We start from the raw sequence: 18,286 nt of genomic DNA on the forward strand, positions 1-18,286 counted from the left end.
CCGCCCTCCTACACTGCGGGCATGGACGACACGCGGCTCGACCGGCTCGGGTCCGGCAGGTATCTGCTGCTGACCAGCCACCGCAAGAACGGCACTCCCGTCGCGACTCCGGTGTGGGTGGTCCGCGACGGCGGCACGCTCGGGGTGTGGACGGCCGCCGACAGCGGGAAGGTCAAGCGGATCCGGCGCCGCCCCGACGTCCTCGTCGGCCCGTGCGACCTGCGCGGCAACCCGACCGGCGACCAGATGCCGGCCACCGCCGAGATCACCGATCCGGCCACCACCGCCCGCTACCGGGGCCTGATCGCCCGCAAGTACGGCATCCTCGGCCGCCTCACCCTGCTGGGCAGCCGGCTCCGGCGCGGCCTGGACGGCACCGTCGGCATCCGGGTGACCCTCGGGGAGTGAGGGCCACCCGGAACCGGCGTCCTACGACGCGTTCAGCACCGAACCGGACAGCTCGAGGCCGCCGGCCTGCGGCTCCCCGGTCCGCAGGTCGATCTGCCGGAACAGCACCGACTCCGTGGACTCCCGGACCCGGTCCTTCACCGTGGGCAGGGTGATCTCCGCGCTGGTCCTGCCCGCCGGGATGTCCGCCCACAGGTAGAACCCGGTCACCTTGGACAGCGGTCGCTCCGGGTCGGGCTTCTCCCCGGTGATGTCCCGCAGCCAGCTCGCCGGGACGTCCTTCGTGGACAGCTCCGGCGCGGTGGCCGGCGCGACCGCGAACAGCGCGCCCATGTCGACGTCCACCGCCTCGGACAGCGACACCCGCCACTTCAGCGTCTGCCCCTCGGTCACCTTGCCGGCGACGGGCGTGACGGTCATCGTGGGCGCCGGATCGTCGTCGTGGACGGTGATGCCGCCCCGGTAGGAGCCGACGACCGCACCCCGGACCGCCTTGACCAGCACGTCGTACGACACATCGGTGCCGTAGCGGGTGTTGCCCTTCACCTCGACCGGTACGTCGATGTCCTGGCCGCCCGGACGCACCGTCACCAGCCGGTCCCCGGCCTTGCCGGTGGCCGGGTCGATCACGTACACGCGGACCTGACCGCTGCCGCCCCGGCCCGTCACCTGAACCGGGACCCGGTAGGTGCGCACGCCGGAGTCACCCTCGTCCACGGTCGTGCGGCCGATGTCCACGCGCGGCAGCGCGTCCGCGCGCACCGCCGGCGTTCCCGGCCGCCAGCCCCAGGCGTCCATGAGCCAGGCCCGCCCGGACGCCGAACGTGGCGTCAGCTCAAGGGACTTGACCGAACCCAGGTCGAGCCCGGCCCGGCCGGCCGCCGTCAGCGGTACCCGGATCTCCTGCGCCCAGTAGGAGGCGGTCCGTTCACTGCCGGGCAGCCCGGCGGGCTTGATCCGGCCGAGCTTCGCCTTCTTGCCGGAAGCGTCGGTCAGCGACACGTCCAGCTGGGTGCCCCGGGAGTTCGGCGGCACGAACAGCCGCAGCGCCAGCGCCTTGGCACCGGACAGCGACACCGGCTTCCCCGCGCTCACCCGGGCCGGCGTGCCGGCGCGCGTCCAGCGCACCGCGATCGCGCTCCGGCCCGCCTCCCGGTCGGTCTCCCACTGCGCGAAGTGCGGCGAGATGCCCTTGGCGCCCGTGCCCAGGCAGGTCTTGGCCGGGCTCGGGTCCACCGCGGCGCACCGCTTGCCGCCGCTCACCGACACCCCGCCGTCCGGCAGGAACCCGCCGCTCCGGCGGGCGCCCACCGCGTGGCTCAGCACCCGCGCCGGGTCCGCCGACGGGGCCCGCTTCCCGGAGCCGTCCAGCAGCGGCCGTACCCGGTCGTCCCCGGCGAGGAACAGCCGCGCGGCGGCGGCGACGTACGTCGAACCGGCCCGGTGCTGCTGGTCGGCGGTAAGGCGGGTCGCGGCCCGCTTCCCGCACACCGGGTCGTGGTGCTGCGGGTCGTCGGAGAAGTCGTCGTCGGCGGGCGCCGCGGACTGGCCCGGCGTCCACTCCGAGTTGAAGAAGTTGTGGTTGGCGCCGATCACGTACACCGCGCTGTGCAGGGCGGTGCCGTTGCCGACCGCGCGCGTGCCGTCGACGTACACCTCGCCCTGAAGGTCGGAGACGTCACCGTCGCAGCCCGGCAGGATCGTCGTCGACGGCACGTCCGGCACCGGGTTCTGCCCGAAGACGGTCGGGCCGATCAGGACCGTGCCCCGGATGTGCCAGCGCACCGGCCCGCGATAGCCGTCCCGGTCGGCGGGCGGCGGGGTGAGGCTGTCCAACGCGGCCCGGTTGACGCCCTCGCCGCCGCGCGAGTGCCCGACCAGCAGTACCCGCGACAGATCGGCGCGGGGCGCCTCGCGGACCACCTTCGGCGCGGACTGCGGGTGTGCGGCCCAGTCGGCCCAGCGGGCCAGGTGCAGCCGTACCAGCGACGACCGTGCCTGCGCGCCGCCGTCCTCCGCCGCGAAGTCCTGCCCGTTGATGCCGTTGGCCGAGATCGACACGGTCATATAGCCCTGCGAGGCGAGCAGTTTCTGGTCCCGCAGATAGCCACGGTGACTGGGCACCGGCTTGGTGCCGGCCTTGCAGGGCCAGTCACCGGTGATGTCCTGCCCCTTGTAACAGGTGTAGTGACGGCCGTGCAGGAACAGCGCGAGGGGCCGCTTCCCGGACGCACCGACCGGCGCGACGACCACGGCGCGCATCTCCACCGGCGCCGAGAACCCCGGCAGCCGCACCGACTTCAGGCTGTACTCACCCGTCTTGGTGCGGTACGAGCCGGGCTTGCCCGGGTCCACGCCGTTCGCGGGCAGCGGCGCCGGCAACCGCGCCGCCGACGCGGCACCGGTCGCGTCCCGCGCGTCCAACCTCCGCCCGCCGGACCAGACTTCCAGCCCGCGCAGCCGCGTCGCCTGCCGCCCGTCGAGCGACAGCCGGAAGGTGTGGCCGTCCGCACCCGGCCGAGGCACTCCCAACAGCCGTCCCCCGGCCCGGAATTCGACCCGCGCGTCCCCCATCGGCACCGCCCGGCCCGACCGCCACACCAACTGCGGCGCCGAGCCGCTGCCGGCCAGCCGCCACCCCGGCGGCAGCGGCGTGCCGTCGTTCGCCTTCAACACCCCTTCTAATGCTGCCGGTTGAGGGTGGGCGACTGCCACCCCCGGGGATGCTCCCGCCACCGCGAGCAACGCGGCGGCGGTCACCCGTATTCGCCGGGCACGGACCACTGTTCCTCCTCAACACCGACCTGGGACGCCCCGACAGTCCCGGGCGTCCCTCGCCCCGGAGGATGGGGAGCGGAGGCTGTGGGTTGCCTGTGGAGGGGAGGTGATGGATCACAGTGGGGGAGGGGGATCCAGCCGTGGCCTTCTCGGTCGTGAACGTCTAGTCCAACGGCGGTCGGCAGCCGCTCAGTTCGGCGACCCCGCGACCGGTGGCGATCTCGTCCGCCACCAGCCGGCCGACCGTCGGCGCCAACGTCACCGCCGCGTGCGTCACCGCCACGTACGCGGATCCGTCCCGGGTCACCGGGCCGATCAGCGGCCCCTCGGCGGGTATGGGGCGACCGGCGGCACGGGAGCCGACGAGCCGACACGACCCCGCCCCGGCGAAGGCGGCCCGCAACCGCTCGACTGCCGGCCCGCCCCGGGCCGTTGGTGACGTCCCGGGCAGAGTCATGAGCAGCCGGCCGGGTGCGGTCTCGCGCACCTCGAAGTCCGGCCCCGCGACGATGCCCCGCACCAGCCCCGGCGGCCCGGTCAGCCGGAACAGCCGGGCCGGAGACACCGAGATCGGAAGCGGGACACCCAGGGGCGCGGCGAGCGCGTTGATCCCGGTCCCGGCGGCGAGGACGACAGCCGAGGCCGGGAAGTGGCCGACAGCCGAGTCGACACCCGTGACCCGGCCCCCGGTGACCCGCAGCGACACACCGGCCACCCCGAGAACGACTCGCCCGCCGAGCGCCGACACCGCCCGCACCAGGGCCCCGGTGACGGCGACCGCGTCGACGCCGCCGTCGGAGGGTGTGTGCACGGCGTACGGCGGGTGGACGCGCAGACGGGGCTCCAGCTCGGCGATCCGCTCGGGACCTACCGGCACGACCGCCGCGGACTCCTGTCGGCCGGGGGAGCGGTGACGGCTGTGCGGGGTGGCGGCGGCCGGCTCGTCCGCCTCGCTGTCCGGGTGGTCGGAGGGAGAACTCCGCCCGTCCGGGTCAGCGTCCCGTCCCTTTCCCGCCCCCGCGCCCGGCCAGCGCAGCGAACCCGTCCATCGCACTCGTACGTCCGGCAGTTCCGTCTCCAGCCGGCGCCAGTCCGCCAGTACCGACCCGCGCAACCGGGCCGCTCCGCCCGGCCAGTCGCCGCCCGCGCCCCCTATCCACGCGAACGAGTCCCCGGTCACCCCGGCGGCAGGCCGGGGTTCCCGCTCGACCAGGGTGACCGGCACCCCCCGACGGGCCAGGTGGTAGGCCACCGACGCACCGACGATCCCGGCACCCACGACGACGACCGACACCGAACCTGCTCCGCTCCGGTTGTGGTGCGGCCCTCGCACTCCGAGCGACTGCTCGAGGTCCGGACGGCGCGTCACCGCGCCCGTGACGTGCGGCGGTGAGCGGCGGTCAGGTCCAGGCCCGGTACGGCTCGTCGACCAGCTGGAAGACCGGCTCCCCGCGCACCGGGTCCTTGGCGGTGGACAGCCGGACCCGGTCGCCGCTGTGGATGCCGATCGGCGGACCCATGACACGGCCCCGTACGACGAACCCCTCGGCCATCTCTATCAGCGACACATTGCGCGCCGCCGGTGTGTTGCGGTGCACCACGGTGGAGTGGCGGACCGTGCCGACGCCCTCGCTGCGCTCCGTGCGCAGCTCGCTGCCCTGGCAGACCGGACACAGCAGCCGGTGGTACATCGCGGTGCCGCACCAGGTGCAGCGCTGGAAGAGGATGGCGTCCTTGGAGTCCGCGGCGGGATCGAGAACACCCGTCGCGGAACCGGCCACCGGATGCGAGGTGCTTGCTGAGTGGTGGTACACGCTGGTCAACTCCCTGCGCTCGGCCGGAATCCCGCGTGCCCGGGGCGGACAGGGCACGCGTGTGCGCGGTTGCCGTGCCACCGTGCACGCCCGACAGAGTATGGCACTGAGTGTCACTCGTAAAGGCACTGCGTACCCCTAATTACCCCTGTTCCCAGTCAGCCGCGACCCAGCGCCGTCTCCAGTTCCTGCACCACTCGCCACAGGGGGGCGTCCCGGCGGGAGACCAGCACCACCACGTCGTCGGGCTGACCCGCCTGCGCGCCGGTCGTCACCGCGCCGGCCCCGCGGGGTGTCGTCGGGGCATCCGCCGACCTGCCGAACGTCCTCTGCACATAGCCCAGCGCATGGTCCACGGCGGCCCCCGGGTCGCCCTTCCCGTCCGACCGAAGCCAGGAGCGCAGGGCGTTGTTGTGCGCGGCGACGACCGCGGCCGCGATCACGTCGGCGCGCAGTGTCCCGTCGGGACGCCCCGCGAACCGGGCGCGCAGATACTCGGCGAGCGCCCGCTCGTAGCGCCACACCACCGACAGCTCGTAGGCGCGCAGCCCCGGCACCTGCCGGGTGAGGCGGTAGCGCTGCACGGAGAAGGCCGGATTCTCGGCGTACATCCGCAGCACCAGCCGGGCCGCGTCGCACACCCGCCGCACCGGCTCGTGCTCCGCGCCGCCGGCCGCGAGGAAGGCGGTCATGTCGGCCAGGCAGCGCTCGTGGTCGGGAAAGACCACGTCCTCCTTGGAGGGGAAGTAGCGGAAGAACGAACGCCGGCCGACCCCGGCCAGGGCCACGATGTCGTCCACGGTGGTCTGCTCGTACCCGCGTTCCAGGAAGAGCCGGAAAGCCGCCGCCACCAGGGCGTCCCGGATCGGCGGCTTCGCGGCCGGCACCGCGCTGCTGGAGCTCATGGACGGGAACGTAGCACCCGGACCGGATTCGTGACACTCAGTGCAGCGCGAGCGCCATTCCGGGGGAACTGAGTGCTTCTGAGGTCACCTTGGAGCGGCCCGAACGGGCTGGGAGGAGAGGGGCGGGAGGCGGGTGGTAGCCGGGGTGGCCGAAAGTCGCCGCACCCTGCGGCGTAACCTTTCTCCGCCACCGCCACCGCCACCGCCACCGCCACCGACGGAGACGCCACCGACGGAGACGCCGCCGACACCGGCCCCGCACCATCGCACCCGCACCACCCACCCGCACCACACCCGCAGCCCCCTGCGCCGCCCCGAGGAGCCCCCATGCCCGCCGCCCGCCCCCGCCTGCTCTACGTCACCGACCTGGCGTACCAGGCCCGCGGGCGCCGCTACTGCGACGAGGACATCCACCTCACCTCCCGGCTGCGCGCCCACCTCGACCTGGCCCTGTGCCATCCGCTGGACGCGGCGGCGCTGATGGACGGCTTCGACGCCGTCGTCGTCCGCAACAGCGGGCCCGTCCTCGGCTACCGGAAGGAGTACGACGCCTTCCGGGCGCAGGCGCTCGCCGCCGGGACGCGGGTGTACAACCCGCTCACCGGGAAGGCCGACATGGCCGGGAAGCAGTACCTGCTCGATCTGACCGCCGCCGGCTTCCCCGTGATCCCGACCGTCGACCGCGCCGAGGACCTGGACCGGCTGCCGGTCGCCGAGCGGTACGTGGTGAAGCCGAAGTCCGGCGCGGACTCCCTCGGCCTGCGGATCGTCCCCGGCGGCAGGCTCGCCGGACTCGCCACCGGGGACGTCCTGATCCAGCCGTGCGTCGACTTCGCCTACGAGGTGTCCTTCTACTTCGTCGACGACGACTTCCAGTACGCCCTGTACGCCCCCGACCCCGAGCGCCGCTGGGAGCTGCAACCGTACCCGGCCACCGCCGCCGACCTGGAGTTCGCCCGCCGGTTCATCGACTGGAACGACCTCGGGTACGGCATCCAGCGCGTCGACGCCTGCCGCGCCCCCGACGGCGGTCTGCTGCTGGTCGAACTGGAGGACCTCAACCCGTACTTGTCCCTGGACGCGCTCCCGGAGGAGGCCAGGGACGCCTTCGTCACCGCGTTGACGGCGTCCCTGAGCCGCTTCGCGCAGGGGGTGCCCGTCCCGGCCTGACGGTCGTCAGCCGTGGCTTTCGCCCTCCTCGCGTACGCGTGCCCGGCTCTCCCCGGCAGGCGCCCGGCGTCCTCGACCGGCGAGCACCCCGACACCTCGCCCGTCATCTGGCCCTCAGGGCCGGGGACGGGTGCGGTGCCAGCGTGGCCGCGCGTCACCGCCGCGGCGTCCGGCGACGGACGCGCACCGCGGGCACACCCGCCGCACCCGGTCCGCCGCGCCCCCGGACTCGGGGAAGGTGTCCTCCCAGCCGACGTGCGGGAATCGCGTCAGCTGGGAGCGGCTGAGGGACAGTCCGCACACGGTCTGGTTCAGGCCCGGCTCCCACGCGTGGACCTCGCCGGCGGGCAGCCGGTGCCGGCCGTCCTCCTCGTCCGTCCACTGCCCGGAGGCGGCGACGGCGTACCGCTTTCGGCGTGCCATGGCGTGCCCCGGAGCCGGTCAGCCGGCCGTGACGGCGATAGGCGGCCGTCCGGTGCGGCGGGTACGCGGTCCATCGGTGGCGCTGCGTACCAGGCGGCGAGCGGGCGGGATGCGGGAACGCTCGTACTCGGTCATCGTGGCACCGTCCTCGACTCGGCTGGACCGCACTACGCGTGCCCTGCCGGGCGCCCGCCACACCCGCCCGGCACCGGCGGGCCCGCGGACGTGGAACGGCCATGCCGCTCGGGCAGGTGACCTCACCCGGCTGCCTCCGGACCGGCGTCGTAGACCAGGAGGCCGTCACCGCGAAGGCGTACCCCAGGCGTCGGACTGTGCGCCGTCAGGCGCCCGTCGTGCATAAGGTGCAGGACGAGCGCGCCGCGGGCCAGTACGGCGAAGTCGGCGATCAGGCGCCGGTGGCATCTCCACCACACCGCCTCACTGCACATCACCGCGGTCCGCTCCTCGTCTGCCTGCCGCAGCACGCCGTCCATCGCGGTCACGAACTCCGCGCTGCGTGTGTGAGCGGCGTAGCCCCGGAACGACTCGTTGCGCCAGACGGTGTCCGGTGAGTCCGCCGGCGGCTTGCGCCACCCGCCCAGCCGCCCTTCCCACCGGTAGGCGATTCGCTCCTCGGGCATCCACCGGGCCAGCCGCTGCCGTGACAGGTCCGGGTTCCGGCGACTGCCCGGTGCGGTCCTGACGTCCACGACGGCGGTGACGCCGGCTTCCCGCAGGAGCTCGGCCAGCGTCGTCCGATCGGCCGTGCCGTGACCGAAGGTGATCAGTTCCGGGTACGACCCGGAAATCCCGCCGACGGGATCGGTCCGGACAGGGTTCATACATCGAGTGCACCATGTGCCGGCGCGTCGAGTGCGGGGTGCGGGGCTTACCCGCACAGGGCCTGGGCACTCGCACACGCACAAAGCCGCCGCAGCCGCCCAGTACCGGTCTCTGTCTGCACCGGTACACGTCCTGTCGTCTTCAGAAGGGGGCGTCATGTATCGCAGTACCGCCCAGTTCCCCGTCGGAGGGCACGCCGGTGCGCCGGACGGAGGCGGGGCGTCATGTGCGGTCTGAGCGGGGAGGTCCGCTTCGACGGGCGGTCGCCGGACCTGGCGGCCGTCGGACGCATGACGGAGCGGCTCGCTGACCGCGGACCCGACGGGGAGGGCACCTGGAGACGGGGCGCGGTCGCGCTGGGACATCGCCGCCTGAAGATCATCGACCTCTCGGACAGCGGAGCCCAGCCCATGACGGACGCCCGGGGCGAGGTCACCGGCGTCTTCAACGGCTGCGTGTACAACTATCCGGAGCTGCGGGAGGAGCTGCGCGGTCTCGGGCACCGCTTCGAGTCGACGTCGGACACGGAGGTGGTGCTCAACGCCTACCGGCAGTGGGGCACCGCGTGCGTGGAGCGTTTCCTCGGCATGTTCGCCTTCGCGATCGTCGAGCACCGGACCGGTCGCGTCGTCCTCGCCCGGGACCGGCTCGGGATCAAGCCCCTGTACCTGGCGCCGACGCCGGGCCGGCTCCGTTTCGCCTCCACGCTGCCCGCTCTCCTGGCCGCCGGAGACGTGGACACCTCACTCGATCCGGTGGCCCTGCACCAGTACCTGAGCTGGCATGCCACGGTCGCGGCGCCTCGCACCGTCCTCAACGGGGTGCGTAAGCTTCCCCCGGCCACCGTGCGGGTCGTCGAACCGGACGGCACGTACCGGGACCACCGTTACTGGCAGCCGTCCTACACGCGCCGACCCGAGTACGCCGGCATGACAGCGGACGAATGGCGTGACGCGGTGCTGGACGCGCTGCGCGTGGCCGTGCGCCGGCGGACGGTGGCCGACGTGCCGGTCGGTGTCCTGCTCTCCGGCGGCCTCGACTCCAGCCTCATCGTCGCGCTGCTGGCCGACGAGGGCCGGCGGGACCTGATGACGTTCAGCGTCGGGTTCGAGACGGAGGGCGGCGAGGAGGGCGACGAGTTCCGCTACTCGGACTTGGTGGCCCGGGAGTTCGGCACCGACCACCGTCGGCTGATGGTTCCCTCCGAGCGGGTGTCGACGGCTCTGGACGGGGCGTTCGCGGCGATGAGCGAGCCGATGACCAGCCACGACGTGGTCGCCTTCCACCTGCTGTCCGAGCAGGTGTCCCAGCAGGTGAAGGTCGTGCAGAGCGGGCAGGGCGCCGACGAGGTCTTCGCCGGTTACCACTGGTACCCGCGGCTGGCTTCGGTCCCCCGCGAGGACGAGCCGCAGCGGTACGCCGCGACCTACTTCGACCGGCCGCATGCCGACCTCGCCCACGTACTGCGGCCCGAGATGCTGCCTCACGAGGACGTCTCGGGACGCTTCGTACGGGAGCACATGGCGCGACCGGGGGCGGAGACGGCGCTGGACGCCGCTCTTCGGCTGGACACGCACGTCATGCTCGTCGACGACCCCGTCAAGCGGGTCGACAACATGACGATGGCCTGGGGCCTGGAGGCCCGGGTGCCGTTCCTGGACCACGAACTGGTCGAGCTGGCGGCGGCCTGCCCGCCGGAACTCAAACTGGCCGACGGCGGCAAGGGCGTGCTGAAGGAGGCGGGCCGAAAGCTCCTGCCCCAGGAGGTCGTCGACCGCCCCAAGGGGTACTTCCCCGTGCCGGCCATCCGGCACATGGCCGGTCCCGTGCTGCGGCGCGTGCGTGAGGCACTGGAGGCACCGGAGGCCAGGCGACGCGGTGTGTACCGGGACGCGTACGTGGCGGACCTGCTCAGGGCGCCCGACGAGCACCGGACCAGGCGGGGCGCGAACGCGCTCTGGCAGATCGCTGTGCTGGAGATATGGCTGCAGACCCACGGAATCAAGTGACCGACGAGCGGGGCACGCGGGCGGCGTACGGGCCGGCGTCCGCCCTCACCCGGCCGGAACCATCCGGTCCGGGCCCCACCCGCGCCCCGGACCGTCGGACGGCGGACCTCCTCGGCGCCGCCTGTGCCGCCGCCCCCGCGCCGGTGCCGTTGCCCGAGGCGGGCGGCCCGCGAGACGCGGTGACACGGCTGCGCGCGCACGGCTGCTGGTACCCCTCCGCGAACGCCGACGGCAGCGAGGCGGCTTTCATCTGCGACCGGGGAGGCGTCCCCCAGCTGTGGGCCGGGCCCGTCGACGGTGACGAGGTGCGGCTGCTCGACTCCTCGCCGGATCCGGTCAAGGAGGTGTCCTGGTCACCGGACGGCCGCTGGATCGCGTACACCACGGCGCCCGGGGGCGGTGAGCACTCACGGGTGCTCTGCGTGCGGCCCGACGGCACCGGCCGCCGCATCCTGGCGGGGGCCGATCCGGCCAGTACTGCCTACCTGGGCTGCTGGGCGCACGACGGCTCGGCCATCGCCGTCACCGTCGCGGCTCCGGCCGCCGCCGCGTACGGAGGCCTCGCGAGGCAGACCCTGACGCACTCCGTACCGGCGGACGACCGGCTCGCCGACACGCGCCCGGCGGCCGACTGGGCGGAGCGGGACGGTCACGCCACGCTCCTCGGCCCGGCCGCGTACGACGCGGCCTCGGGGACAGCGCCGGACGGGACGCCGACCGGCAGCACGGCGCCGGCGGCCCGGCCCGACGGCGGCCTGTCGGTCTACCTGATCGATCCCGACGGTCTTGCCTCGCCCGTCCTGCTCACCACCGAGACCCACGCCGCCTCCCTGCGCGCGTGCGACCTCAGTCATGACGGCGGCCTCGCGCTGCTGCGCCGGGGGCCGCGCGGACGGCGCGAGGCGGTCGTCCTGCGCACCGCCGACTCGGTGACCACCCTCGCCGTGCCGGTCGCCGACGGCGATCCATGGATCGGCCGGTTCTCCCCGGACGCGCGGACGCTGTGGCTGCGCAGCGACAACGACCGCGAGTACGCGGCCCTCCTCGCGGTGGCCCTGGACGCCGACGGCGGGCCGCACGCGGTGTCGGTCGCGGCGGGGCGTGCGGAAAGCGACCTGGAGCTCCTGGCGCTGGCCCAGGACGGCCGCACCGCCGCGCTCGCGTGGAACGTGCGAGGCGCGAGCGAGCTGGAACTCGTCGAGACCTTCCCGACGGCGCGGGCCCCGGGCGGCACGGGCCCGGCCAGGCCGCTGGACCTGCCCCACGAGGTCGTCACCCGCGTGACCGCCGCCGGTGCCGGGCGCCTGCTGCTCGCGCTGTCCGGGTCGCAGCGCCGACCGGGCGTCTGGTGGGCCCACGAAGGCGTGTCCCTGCTGCGTACCCCGTGGTCCTCCCAGGACGAGGACGCCGTCCCGCCGGGCCGCCCACCGGTACGCCCCGTCCCCGTGCGCCTGACCGCGCGGGACGGGCTGCCCCTGAGCGGCTGGTACTACAGGGCGCCGGGGCGCGCCCCGGACGAACCGGCACCCTGCGTGATCCACCTGCACGGGGGACCGGAGGAACAGGAACGCCCGGTGTTCAACCCGCTCTACCACGAGCTGGTCGGGCGTGGCCTGGACGTCTTCGCGCCCGACGTCCGGGGCTCCCTGGGGCACGGCCGCTCGTTCGTCGACGCCGACCTGGGCGCGGGCCGCTTCGCCGCCCTCGACGACGTCGCGGACTGCGCGGTCCACGCGGTCACCGCGGGCCCCGCCGACCCGACGCGGCTCGCGGTCATGGGCCGCTCGTACGGCGGCTACCTCACGTTCGCCTCCCTCGTGTGGCACCCGGACCTGTTCCGCACCGGGGTCGCCGTCTGCGGCATGTCCGACTTCCTCACCTTCTTCGCCGGTACGGAACCGTGGATCGCGGAATCGGCGGCGCACAAGTACGGCCACCCGGAGCGCGACCGTGAGCTGCTGCGTGCCCTGTCGCCGTTGAACCGCATCGACGCGCTGCGCGTCCCGCTGCTGGCCGTCCACGGCGAACACGACACCAACGTGCCACCGGGGGAGTCCCAGCAGTTCGTACGGGCCGCGCGGGAGCGGGGCGTCCACGCGGAACTGCTGACCCTGCGCGACGAAGGGCACGACTTCCTGCGCGCGGACAACCGGCGCCTGTTCCGCCGCGCCGCGGCCGACTGGATGCAACGGCACCTCCACGCGTGAACCCGCTGCCCCGTCAGGGATGAGCGGGGACGCCTGAACGAGGCCGCCGTGGGCGCCGTATCTCACCACGCGGGCTGCGCAAGCCCCGCCCCACCCACGGGACGGAAGGAGAGCCAGGTGCCGACACCGCCCGACCCCGAACAGCCGCCGCCCGGACCGGTCCTGGAACCCGTCAGGGTCCTGCGACTACGCCGCTTCGACGCCCTCGCGGAACTCATGCGGGAGATCGGGCCCGATCCGGTGGCCTATGAGGACGACACCCAGGAACTCCCACCCGTACCCGCCTCGGTCACTCCCCCCTCGGGCACCCCCGCCACCGGCGCCCCCGGCCTGAGCCCGGGCCGGCGCCGGGCCGCCGTGGTCGTGGCCGTGGCGGCGGCGGCCCTCGTCGGCTTCGGCTGCGCCCTGCTCCTCCCCGGCCGCCAGCAGGCCGCCGCGACCGCCCGCCCCGCCCCGCCGGCCACGACCGCCCCGCCCGCCACCGCACCGGGCGGCCCGTCGACCCCCACCACATCGGCCGAACCCACGTCGGCCGAACCCACGACCCCCGCCACCGCGCCCGACCCCGACGGCCCCGGCACCCTCCGTCAGGGCGACACCGGCCCCGAGGTCGCCGACCTCCAGCAACGCCTGCTGCGCATCCCGGACGTCTACCGCGACGGCTCCACCAGCGGCACCTACGACGCCACGCTCACCCAGGCCGTGGCCCGCTTCCAGCTCTGGTACGGCATCAGCGGCGACGAGACGGGCGTCTACGGGAACGACACGCGCCGTGCGCTGGAGTCCCGCACCGGCTTCGGCGACGATTCATGAGCGGCACACCGGGCACACGAGGACCACCGCACGGTCGGCGCGCGGGCCGGGCGGCGGCGGACGGGAGCGGAGCGGCATGGCGGACGAGAGCGGCACGCGGGGCCGGCAGGCGCGACCCCCGGAACCGGACGGGTTCTTCGACCGGCTGGACCCGGACATGTGCGTGGTGACCGCCGTGGCGAGCGGCAGGCGCGCCGGCTGTCTGGTCGGCTTCGCCTCGCAGTGCTCCATCCAGCCGCCCCGGTTCGCCGTATGGCTGTCCAAGGTCAACCGCACCTACCGGGTCGCCCGGGCCGCGCAGTTCCTCGCCGTCCATCTGCTCACCCGAGACCAGCGGGACCTGGCGGAACTCTTCGGCGGCGAGACGGGCGACGAGGTCGACAAGTTCGCGCGGCTCGCCTGGCGGGAGGGGCACGGCGGCGCCGCCGTCCTGGAGGACGCGGCGGCCTGGTTCGTCGGCGTTATCCTTCAGCGCACCGACGGCGGCGACCACGTCGGCTTCGTGCTGGATCCGGTCGAGTGGGGCGAGGGCCGCAGCGGGCCCCTGCTGCGGCTCTCCGACGCCGTCGCCATCGACGCCGGCCACCCCGTGGACTGAGTATTGAGCGCACCCCGCCTCCCGGACGCCGCCGCTCGCTAACCCTCCGCCGCCTCCGCCCCGTCCTGCACATCCTCCAGAGGCATCCGGATGTCCAGCACGCACACATCGTCGCGCCGGTCGTCCGCCAGCATCGTCGCGAGCAGCGCGTCCAGGGAGCCGGACTCACCGCAGCCGTGGGCGCGCACCGCCTCGGCCAGCCGGTCGAAGCCCGCGTCGAGGCCCTCGCCGGGGCGTTCCACCAGGCCGTCCGTGTAGAGCAGGAGCCGGTCCCCGGGTTCCAGCCGCAGTTCCCGTGACTCGTAGGCGGGGGCGGCTGTCGCGCCGAGCAGCATGCCGCCGGGCCGGTCGAGGAAGCGGACCTCGCCCCGGCGCACCAGGAGCGGCGGCGGGTGCCCGGCCTGCGTCCAGGTGAGGACCTGCTCGTCGGGGTTGTAGCGGGCGAGGATCATGGTGGCGGTGATCTGGCTGTCGCGGGAGTGCAGGAGCAGCTGGTTGAGCCGTGCCAGCGCCCCGGTGAGCGAGGAGCCGGTGCTGACCATGCCCTTCGCGGTGAACCTGAGCTGGGCCATGGTGGCCACGGCGTCGATGCCGTGGCCGGCCACGTCGCCGACCACGAACAGCGCGTCGTAGTCGGGCAGTTCGACGGCGCTGAACCAGTCGCCGCCGACGTGGATGCCGGCCTGCGCGGGCAGGTAGGCGACCTCGATGCGCAGCCCGGCCAGCCGCACCGGCTTGCTGGGCAGCGGCAGCAGGGCGTGCTGGAGCCGGGCCGCCAGGGCCCGTTCGGCCTGGAGGATGCCGCGCTGGAGCAGTATCGCGCGTTCGCTCTCCACGAGCGCGAGTTCCGCGCTGCGTTGCGCGGTGAGGTCCTGGACGAAGCCGTGCACCTCGACCGGGGCGCCGTCGGGCGCCATGACGGCCTCCGCGACCATCCGCAGATGCCGGACCCCCTCGGGCGTCTCCATCCGGAAGGGCACGTCGAACGGGCGGCCGTGGGAGACGAGTTCGGCGATCGCGTGGGCCAGCGGCCCCGTGTCGTCGGCCAGTACCAGGTCGGGCAGCTCCTCCAGGCGGGCCGGCCGCTGCCCGGGGTGCAGGCCGAGCACGGCGTACGTCTGTGCGGCCCAGGAGGTCTCCTGGGTGATCAGGTTCCAGTTCGCCCAGCCGAGGTTGCCGAGCCGCTGCACGTCGGCCAGGCGCTGCTCCTGGCGGTCCACCGGGTCGTGCCGCAGCCAGGTCACCACCAGACGCTCGCCCAGCGGAGCGGCCCGCACCGTGTAGGTGGCGGTCACGGGCACCTCGCCGACCACGTCCTGGTAGGCGAACGGCTCGCCCTCGAAGGGCACTCCGGTCTGGAGGGCCTGGAGATAGCCCCGCCACAGCGGTTCGCCCGCGACCGACGGGTAGCTCTCCAGGACACGCCTGCCGACCATGTCCTGGCCGGTGCGGCCGAACACGTCGACCGCCTCCGGGGTGGCGGCGTCGATGATGTAGTCCTCCACCTCGCCGGAGGGGGCGCGCAGCGGGGTCAGCAGGATCGCCGCGCCCGGCAGCGCGTCGAACACCGCCTGCACGGTCTGGGAGACGTCCGCGGGCGCGTCGCCGCGCGGGCTGTCGAAGGCCCGCAGCCGGCCCGCGCACAGCCGGGCCACGGCCCGCAGCAGCTCCCGCTCGCGCCGTGCGAACGGCTCGCGGCGCCGGCGCAGCACGCCGAGGGCGGCGCACGCGGTGCCCCCGGCCGGCACCGGCAGCCAGGCCCGGGTGAGCCACCGCTCCGGCGGATCGCCGATGAGCGGGTACCGGGTGCGGTCGAGGTCGATGTTCTCCAGCCAGCGCGGCTCCCCGGACTCCAGGGCGTCCAGTGCTGCCACGCTGGTCACCGGGGGGAGCTGGCGCCACTGGGCGGCGAGGGTGGGGTCGATGCCGGCGTACCCGATCAGTCCGAGCCCGCCCTCGGGCAGCCGCTCGTACAGCATCACGGCGTCGGCCCCCGCCTCGGACGCGAGGTGGTCCAGCAGGCATCCGGCCAGCTCGTGCGGCGAGCCGACGCGGAGCAGGTCGCGGCCGATGTGGCCCAGGACGTCGGTGAGGTCGGTGGTACCGGCGGGCACGCCCTCCCGGGAGCGGACGGCGGCGGGCGGGGCGGCGGGCGCGCCGGGCTGCTGCCGGGGCGGCAGGGCGCCCAGGGTGAGCCAGCACTGTTCGAGGAGGGTGCGGTTGCCGTCCTTGGCGCGCTGGACCAGCTCTTGGTGGGCGGCGTCCGGGGTACATGAGGTGACGGCCATCAGCACGCCCTTGGCCCGCTCCACGACCGCGGAGGTGGCGGCCAGGTCCCGCAGCCGTTCCATCTCGGCGCGCTGCCGGGCCACGACCTTGGCCAGCGCCGCAAGATCCGCGCTGGTCTCACGGTCCACCGGAGGCAGAGGCTCGCTCGTCACGCGACGAGCATTGCACATCCGGGCCCGTTCGATCACTCGTCTGCCGGGTCCGGATTCACACGACCGGTGGACAGGATCGGCGGCTCGGGAAGCGGCAGGGGAAGCGGCGGGCGGGGGAGGGGCCCGGGCAGGTCAGCGGGTCGTGCCGCGGGCGGCCAGGGCCTCGCTGACCACCCGGACGCTGCGCGCGATGTGCTGCAACTGCAACACCTCCGCCGCATACAGCTTGATCGTGTGCTCGATCACCGATTCGGGCAGTCCGAGCACGGGCAGTTCGGCCCGCGCGGTCTGGAGGGCGGTCCGGGCGACCCGGATCTCCTGCTGCACCTGGATCTGCGCGTGCCGGGCCAGCAGGACCGGGTGCCGGATGAGCGCCGGGTAGCTGGCGTAGCGCGCGGGGATCAGCTCGCGCAGCCACTTGGCGGCCGAGCGCTCCCAGTCGTAGGAGCCCGGCGTCTTGACCTGACAGGGCCAGTCTGGGCTGATGCGCGTGCTGGTCAGAGGCATGTCCATCGCTTCCGGTGTGCGGCGTCGTGAGGGTGGTCGACGGGTTCGGGGCGGCCCCGGTCTAGGGGATGACCGGGGCCGCCACGGGCGCGTCGCGCAGACGACGCGCCCCGGTACACCCCGGACGCCGACGTGGGTAGGGGACGGCGGCAGAGGGTGTCCGTGCGCGGGCCCCGGGCGCGGGGAACCGGCGCTGCGTGCGGTGGTGCGTGCGCATGGGCGGTCCGTCGGCTTTCTCGGGGCGGTGGCGAGGGGAGTCCGCCGAGCAGTATTTATATATGCCGACCGGTTTGCAAGACGCATGAAAACATTCATGCGCGATATGAGGTGAATCATCCCCGTCCATGGCGGGGGTGACCGCAAGATCTTCACGGATGCCCGTAGCGGGCGGAAGGATCGGCCGCCCAGGCCGGCGCTCAGTCCTTGAGGAAGAACTGGTGCTGGTCGGAGAGCTGCTCGTACTTCTCCAGCCGGGCCTGGGTGCGCTCCGGATCGGCGTCGGTCATGGCCTGGAGCAGCGCCGCCGCCAGCACGCCGGGCGCGGCGTACGAGTCGAAGACCAGCCGGGACCCGGTGCCCGTGGCGAAGGTGACGTCGGCCTCGTCGGCCAGCGGCCCGAGCGCCAGGTCGGTCACCAGGGCGACCTTCAGACCGGCGCCGCGCGCCACCCGGACGGCGTGCAGCGTCTCCTGGGAGTGCCGGGGCATCGCGAAGGCCAGCACCCAGCTGCCGCCGGCCTCGCGGGACTGGAGCAGCGCGTCGTAGGCCACGCTGCCGCCGCGGGTCACCAGCCGCACGTCCGGATGGATACGGCGGGCCGCGTAACCGAAGTACTCGGCCAGCGACACCGAGATCCGCAGGCCCAGCACGGTCAACGGGGCCGACCGGGACAGCTCGCGGCCGACGTGGATGACCCGGTCGGGGTCGGCGAAGTCCCGCCGCAGGTTCTCCAGGTTCTCGATCTCGGCGTCGACGGCCGCCTGCAACTCGTTGGCCCGGTTCTCCTCGCCCGGCCCGCCGGCGAGGCTGCTCAGCGCGATCGACTGGAGCTTCTCGCGCAGCGCCGGGTAGCCGCTGAAGCCGACGGCGGCTGCGAAGCGGGTGACGGAGGGCTGGCTGACCCCGACCCGGTCGGCCAGCTCGGTGATCGACAGGAACGCGGCCTCGGTGATGTGCTCGATCAGGTACTGGGCGATGCGCCGCTGCCCCGGCGACAGACGGGGGCCGTCGAAGAGTTCCCTCAGCCGGGAGGTCGGAGCGGCCTCGGCCGCGGGTACCGTCCTGCCCGACGTGATCGCTGATGCCTGTGCGCGTGCCTGCTGCGGCGAGGGCACCGGTCGGCCTCCTTTGTCTGCCACGAGCACTCAACA

15 protein-coding genes are annotated in these 18,286 nt (G+C 74.0%); 6 read left to right on the forward strand and 9 right to left on the reverse strand.

All coding sequences use genetic code 11. The features are described 5' to 3' along the window. The first annotated feature begins 21 nt into the window (after nt 1-21). Nucleotides 22-408 (forward strand): PPOX class F420-dependent oxidoreductase, encoded by a 387-nt coding sequence (locus ACZ4WH_RS27745; RefSeq protein ID WP_468185384.1) that lies wholly within the window; start codon nt 22-24, stop codon nt 406-408. A 21-nt stretch (nt 409-429) separates the two neighbouring features. Here ACZ4WH_RS27745 and ACZ4WH_RS27750 read toward each other — a convergent pair whose 3' ends face one another. The 4 genes from ACZ4WH_RS27750 to ACZ4WH_RS27765 form a co-directional block, all read right to left on the reverse strand. Continuing rightward, complete coding sequence (locus ACZ4WH_RS27750) at nt 430-3,192, reverse strand: hypothetical protein (RefSeq protein WP_468185387.1); 2,763 nt, start codon at nt 3,190-3,192, stop codon at nt 430-432. A gap of 157 nt (nt 3,193-3,349) precedes the next feature. After that, the gene (locus ACZ4WH_RS27755; RefSeq protein WP_468185389.1) at nt 3,350-4,480 is read right to left on the reverse strand and encodes an NAD(P)/FAD-dependent oxidoreductase; all 1,131 of its coding nucleotides are present in this window, start codon (nt 4,478-4,480) and stop codon (nt 3,350-3,352) included. A 106-nt stretch (nt 4,481-4,586) separates the two neighbouring features. Then, nucleotides 4,587-5,000 carry a Zn-ribbon domain-containing OB-fold protein gene (locus ACZ4WH_RS27760; protein ID WP_468185391.1) on the reverse strand — a complete coding sequence of 138 codons (414 nt, stop codon included), beginning with the start codon at nt 4,998-5,000 and terminating at the stop codon, nt 4,587-4,589. A gap of 158 nt (nt 5,001-5,158) precedes the next feature. Continuing rightward, complete coding sequence (locus ACZ4WH_RS27765) at nt 5,159-5,905, reverse strand: TetR family transcriptional regulator (RefSeq protein ID WP_468185393.1); 747 nt, start codon at nt 5,903-5,905, stop codon at nt 5,159-5,161. A gap of 327 nt (nt 5,906-6,232) precedes the next feature. Here ACZ4WH_RS27765 and ACZ4WH_RS27770 point away from each other — a divergent pair, with 327 nt between their 5' ends. Further along, the gene (locus ACZ4WH_RS27770) at nt 6,233-7,075 is read left to right on the forward strand and encodes an ATP-grasp domain-containing protein (protein ID WP_468185396.1); all 843 of its coding nucleotides are present in this window, start codon (nt 6,233-6,235) and stop codon (nt 7,073-7,075) included. 114 nt (nt 7,076-7,189) lie between these two features. Here ACZ4WH_RS27770 and ACZ4WH_RS27775 read toward each other — a convergent pair whose 3' ends face one another. Next, on the reverse strand, nt 7,190-7,498 hold the full coding sequence (locus tag ACZ4WH_RS27775) for a hypothetical protein (protein WP_468185398.1): 309 nt from the start codon (nt 7,496-7,498) through the stop codon (nt 7,190-7,192). A 257-nt stretch (nt 7,499-7,755) separates the two neighbouring features. After that, a complete protein-coding gene (locus tag ACZ4WH_RS27780) occupies nt 7,756-8,340 on the reverse strand; it encodes a DUF488 domain-containing protein (protein ID WP_468185401.1) in 585 nt (194 codons plus the stop codon). A gap of 225 nt (nt 8,341-8,565) precedes the next feature. Here ACZ4WH_RS27780 and ACZ4WH_RS27785 point away from each other — a divergent pair, with 225 nt between their 5' ends. The 4 genes from ACZ4WH_RS27785 (at nt 8,566) to ACZ4WH_RS27800 (ending at nt 13,968) form a co-directional block, all read left to right on the forward strand. Then, the gene (locus ACZ4WH_RS27785) at nt 8,566-10,350 is read left to right on the forward strand and encodes an N-acetylglutaminylglutamine amidotransferase (RefSeq protein WP_468185404.1); all 1,785 of its coding nucleotides are present in this window, start codon (nt 8,566-8,568) and stop codon (nt 10,348-10,350) included. Beyond that, nucleotides 10,323-12,557 carry a S9 family peptidase gene (locus ACZ4WH_RS27790; RefSeq protein WP_468185407.1) on the forward strand — a complete coding sequence of 745 codons (2,235 nt, stop codon included), beginning with the start codon at nt 10,323-10,325 and terminating at the stop codon, nt 12,555-12,557. The genes ACZ4WH_RS27785 and ACZ4WH_RS27790 overlap by 28 nt, the downstream gene beginning before the upstream one ends. A 117-nt stretch (nt 12,558-12,674) precedes the next feature. After that, on the forward strand, nt 12,675-13,370 hold the full coding sequence (locus ACZ4WH_RS27795) for a peptidoglycan-binding protein (RefSeq protein WP_468185410.1): 696 nt from the start codon (nt 12,675-12,677) through the stop codon (nt 13,368-13,370). Between the two features lie 76 nt (nt 13,371-13,446). Continuing rightward, nucleotides 13,447-13,968, forward strand: a complete 522-nt coding sequence (locus ACZ4WH_RS27800; RefSeq protein ID WP_468185412.1) for a flavin reductase family protein — start codon at nt 13,447-13,449, stop codon at nt 13,966-13,968. Between the two features lie 38 nt (nt 13,969-14,006). Here the strand turns inward: ACZ4WH_RS27800 and ACZ4WH_RS27805 are convergent, their stop codons facing one another. The 3 genes from ACZ4WH_RS27805 to ACZ4WH_RS27815 all read right to left on the reverse strand — a co-directional run bounded on the left by ACZ4WH_RS27805 (nt 14,007) and on the right by ACZ4WH_RS27815 (nt 18,250). Further along, nucleotides 14,007-16,427 (reverse strand): SpoIIE family protein phosphatase, encoded by a 2,421-nt coding sequence (locus tag ACZ4WH_RS27805; RefSeq protein WP_468185414.1) that lies wholly within the window; start codon nt 16,425-16,427, stop codon nt 14,007-14,009. 114 nt (nt 16,428-16,541) lie between these two features. Then, the gene (locus tag ACZ4WH_RS27810; RefSeq protein WP_468185417.1) at nt 16,542-16,922 is read right to left on the reverse strand and encodes a hypothetical protein; all 381 of its coding nucleotides are present in this window, start codon (nt 16,920-16,922) and stop codon (nt 16,542-16,544) included. A 410-nt stretch (nt 16,923-17,332) separates the two neighbouring features. Further along, entirely contained in the window at nt 17,333-18,250 is a 918-nt protein-coding gene (locus tag ACZ4WH_RS27815) for a MurR/RpiR family transcriptional regulator (protein ID WP_468185419.1), read from the reverse strand. Between the last annotated feature and the right edge of the window lie 36 nt (nt 18,251-18,286).

This window comes from Streptomyces sp. NPDC029138, from assembly GCF_055564375.1.

Excerpts from the sequence above, each read along its gene's own strand:
- ACZ4WH_RS27745 (WP_468185384.1), top strand. The coding sequence starts at position 22 with ATGGACGACACGCGGCTCGACCGGCTCGGGTCCGGCAGGTATCTGCTG.
- ACZ4WH_RS27765 (WP_468185393.1), bottom strand. The coding sequence starts at position 5,905 with ATGAGCTCCAGCAGCGCGGTGCCGGCCGCGAAGCCGCCGATCCGGGAC.
- ACZ4WH_RS27770 (WP_468185396.1), top strand. The coding sequence starts at position 6,233 with ATGCCCGCCGCCCGCCCCCGCCTGCTCTACGTCACCGACCTGGCGTAC.
- ACZ4WH_RS27775 (WP_468185398.1), bottom strand. The coding sequence starts at position 7,498 with ATGGCACGCCGAAAGCGGTACGCCGTCGCCGCCTCCGGGCAGTGGACG.
- ACZ4WH_RS27780 (WP_468185401.1), bottom strand. The coding sequence starts at position 8,340 with ATGAACCCTGTCCGGACCGATCCCGTCGGCGGGATTTCCGGGTCGTAC.
- ACZ4WH_RS27785 (WP_468185404.1), top strand. The coding sequence starts at position 8,566 with ATGTGCGGTCTGAGCGGGGAGGTCCGCTTCGACGGGCGGTCGCCGGAC.
- ACZ4WH_RS27790 (WP_468185407.1), top strand. The coding sequence starts at position 10,323 with ATGGCTGCAGACCCACGGAATCAAGTGACCGACGAGCGGGGCACGCGG.
- ACZ4WH_RS27800 (WP_468185412.1), top strand. The coding sequence starts at position 13,447 with ATGGCGGACGAGAGCGGCACGCGGGGCCGGCAGGCGCGACCCCCGGAA.
- ACZ4WH_RS27805 (WP_468185414.1), bottom strand. The coding sequence starts at position 16,427 with ATGTGCAATGCTCGTCGCGTGACGAGCGAGCCTCTGCCTCCGGTGGAC.
- ACZ4WH_RS27810 (WP_468185417.1), bottom strand. The coding sequence starts at position 16,922 with ATGGACATGCCTCTGACCAGCACGCGCATCAGCCCAGACTGGCCCTGT.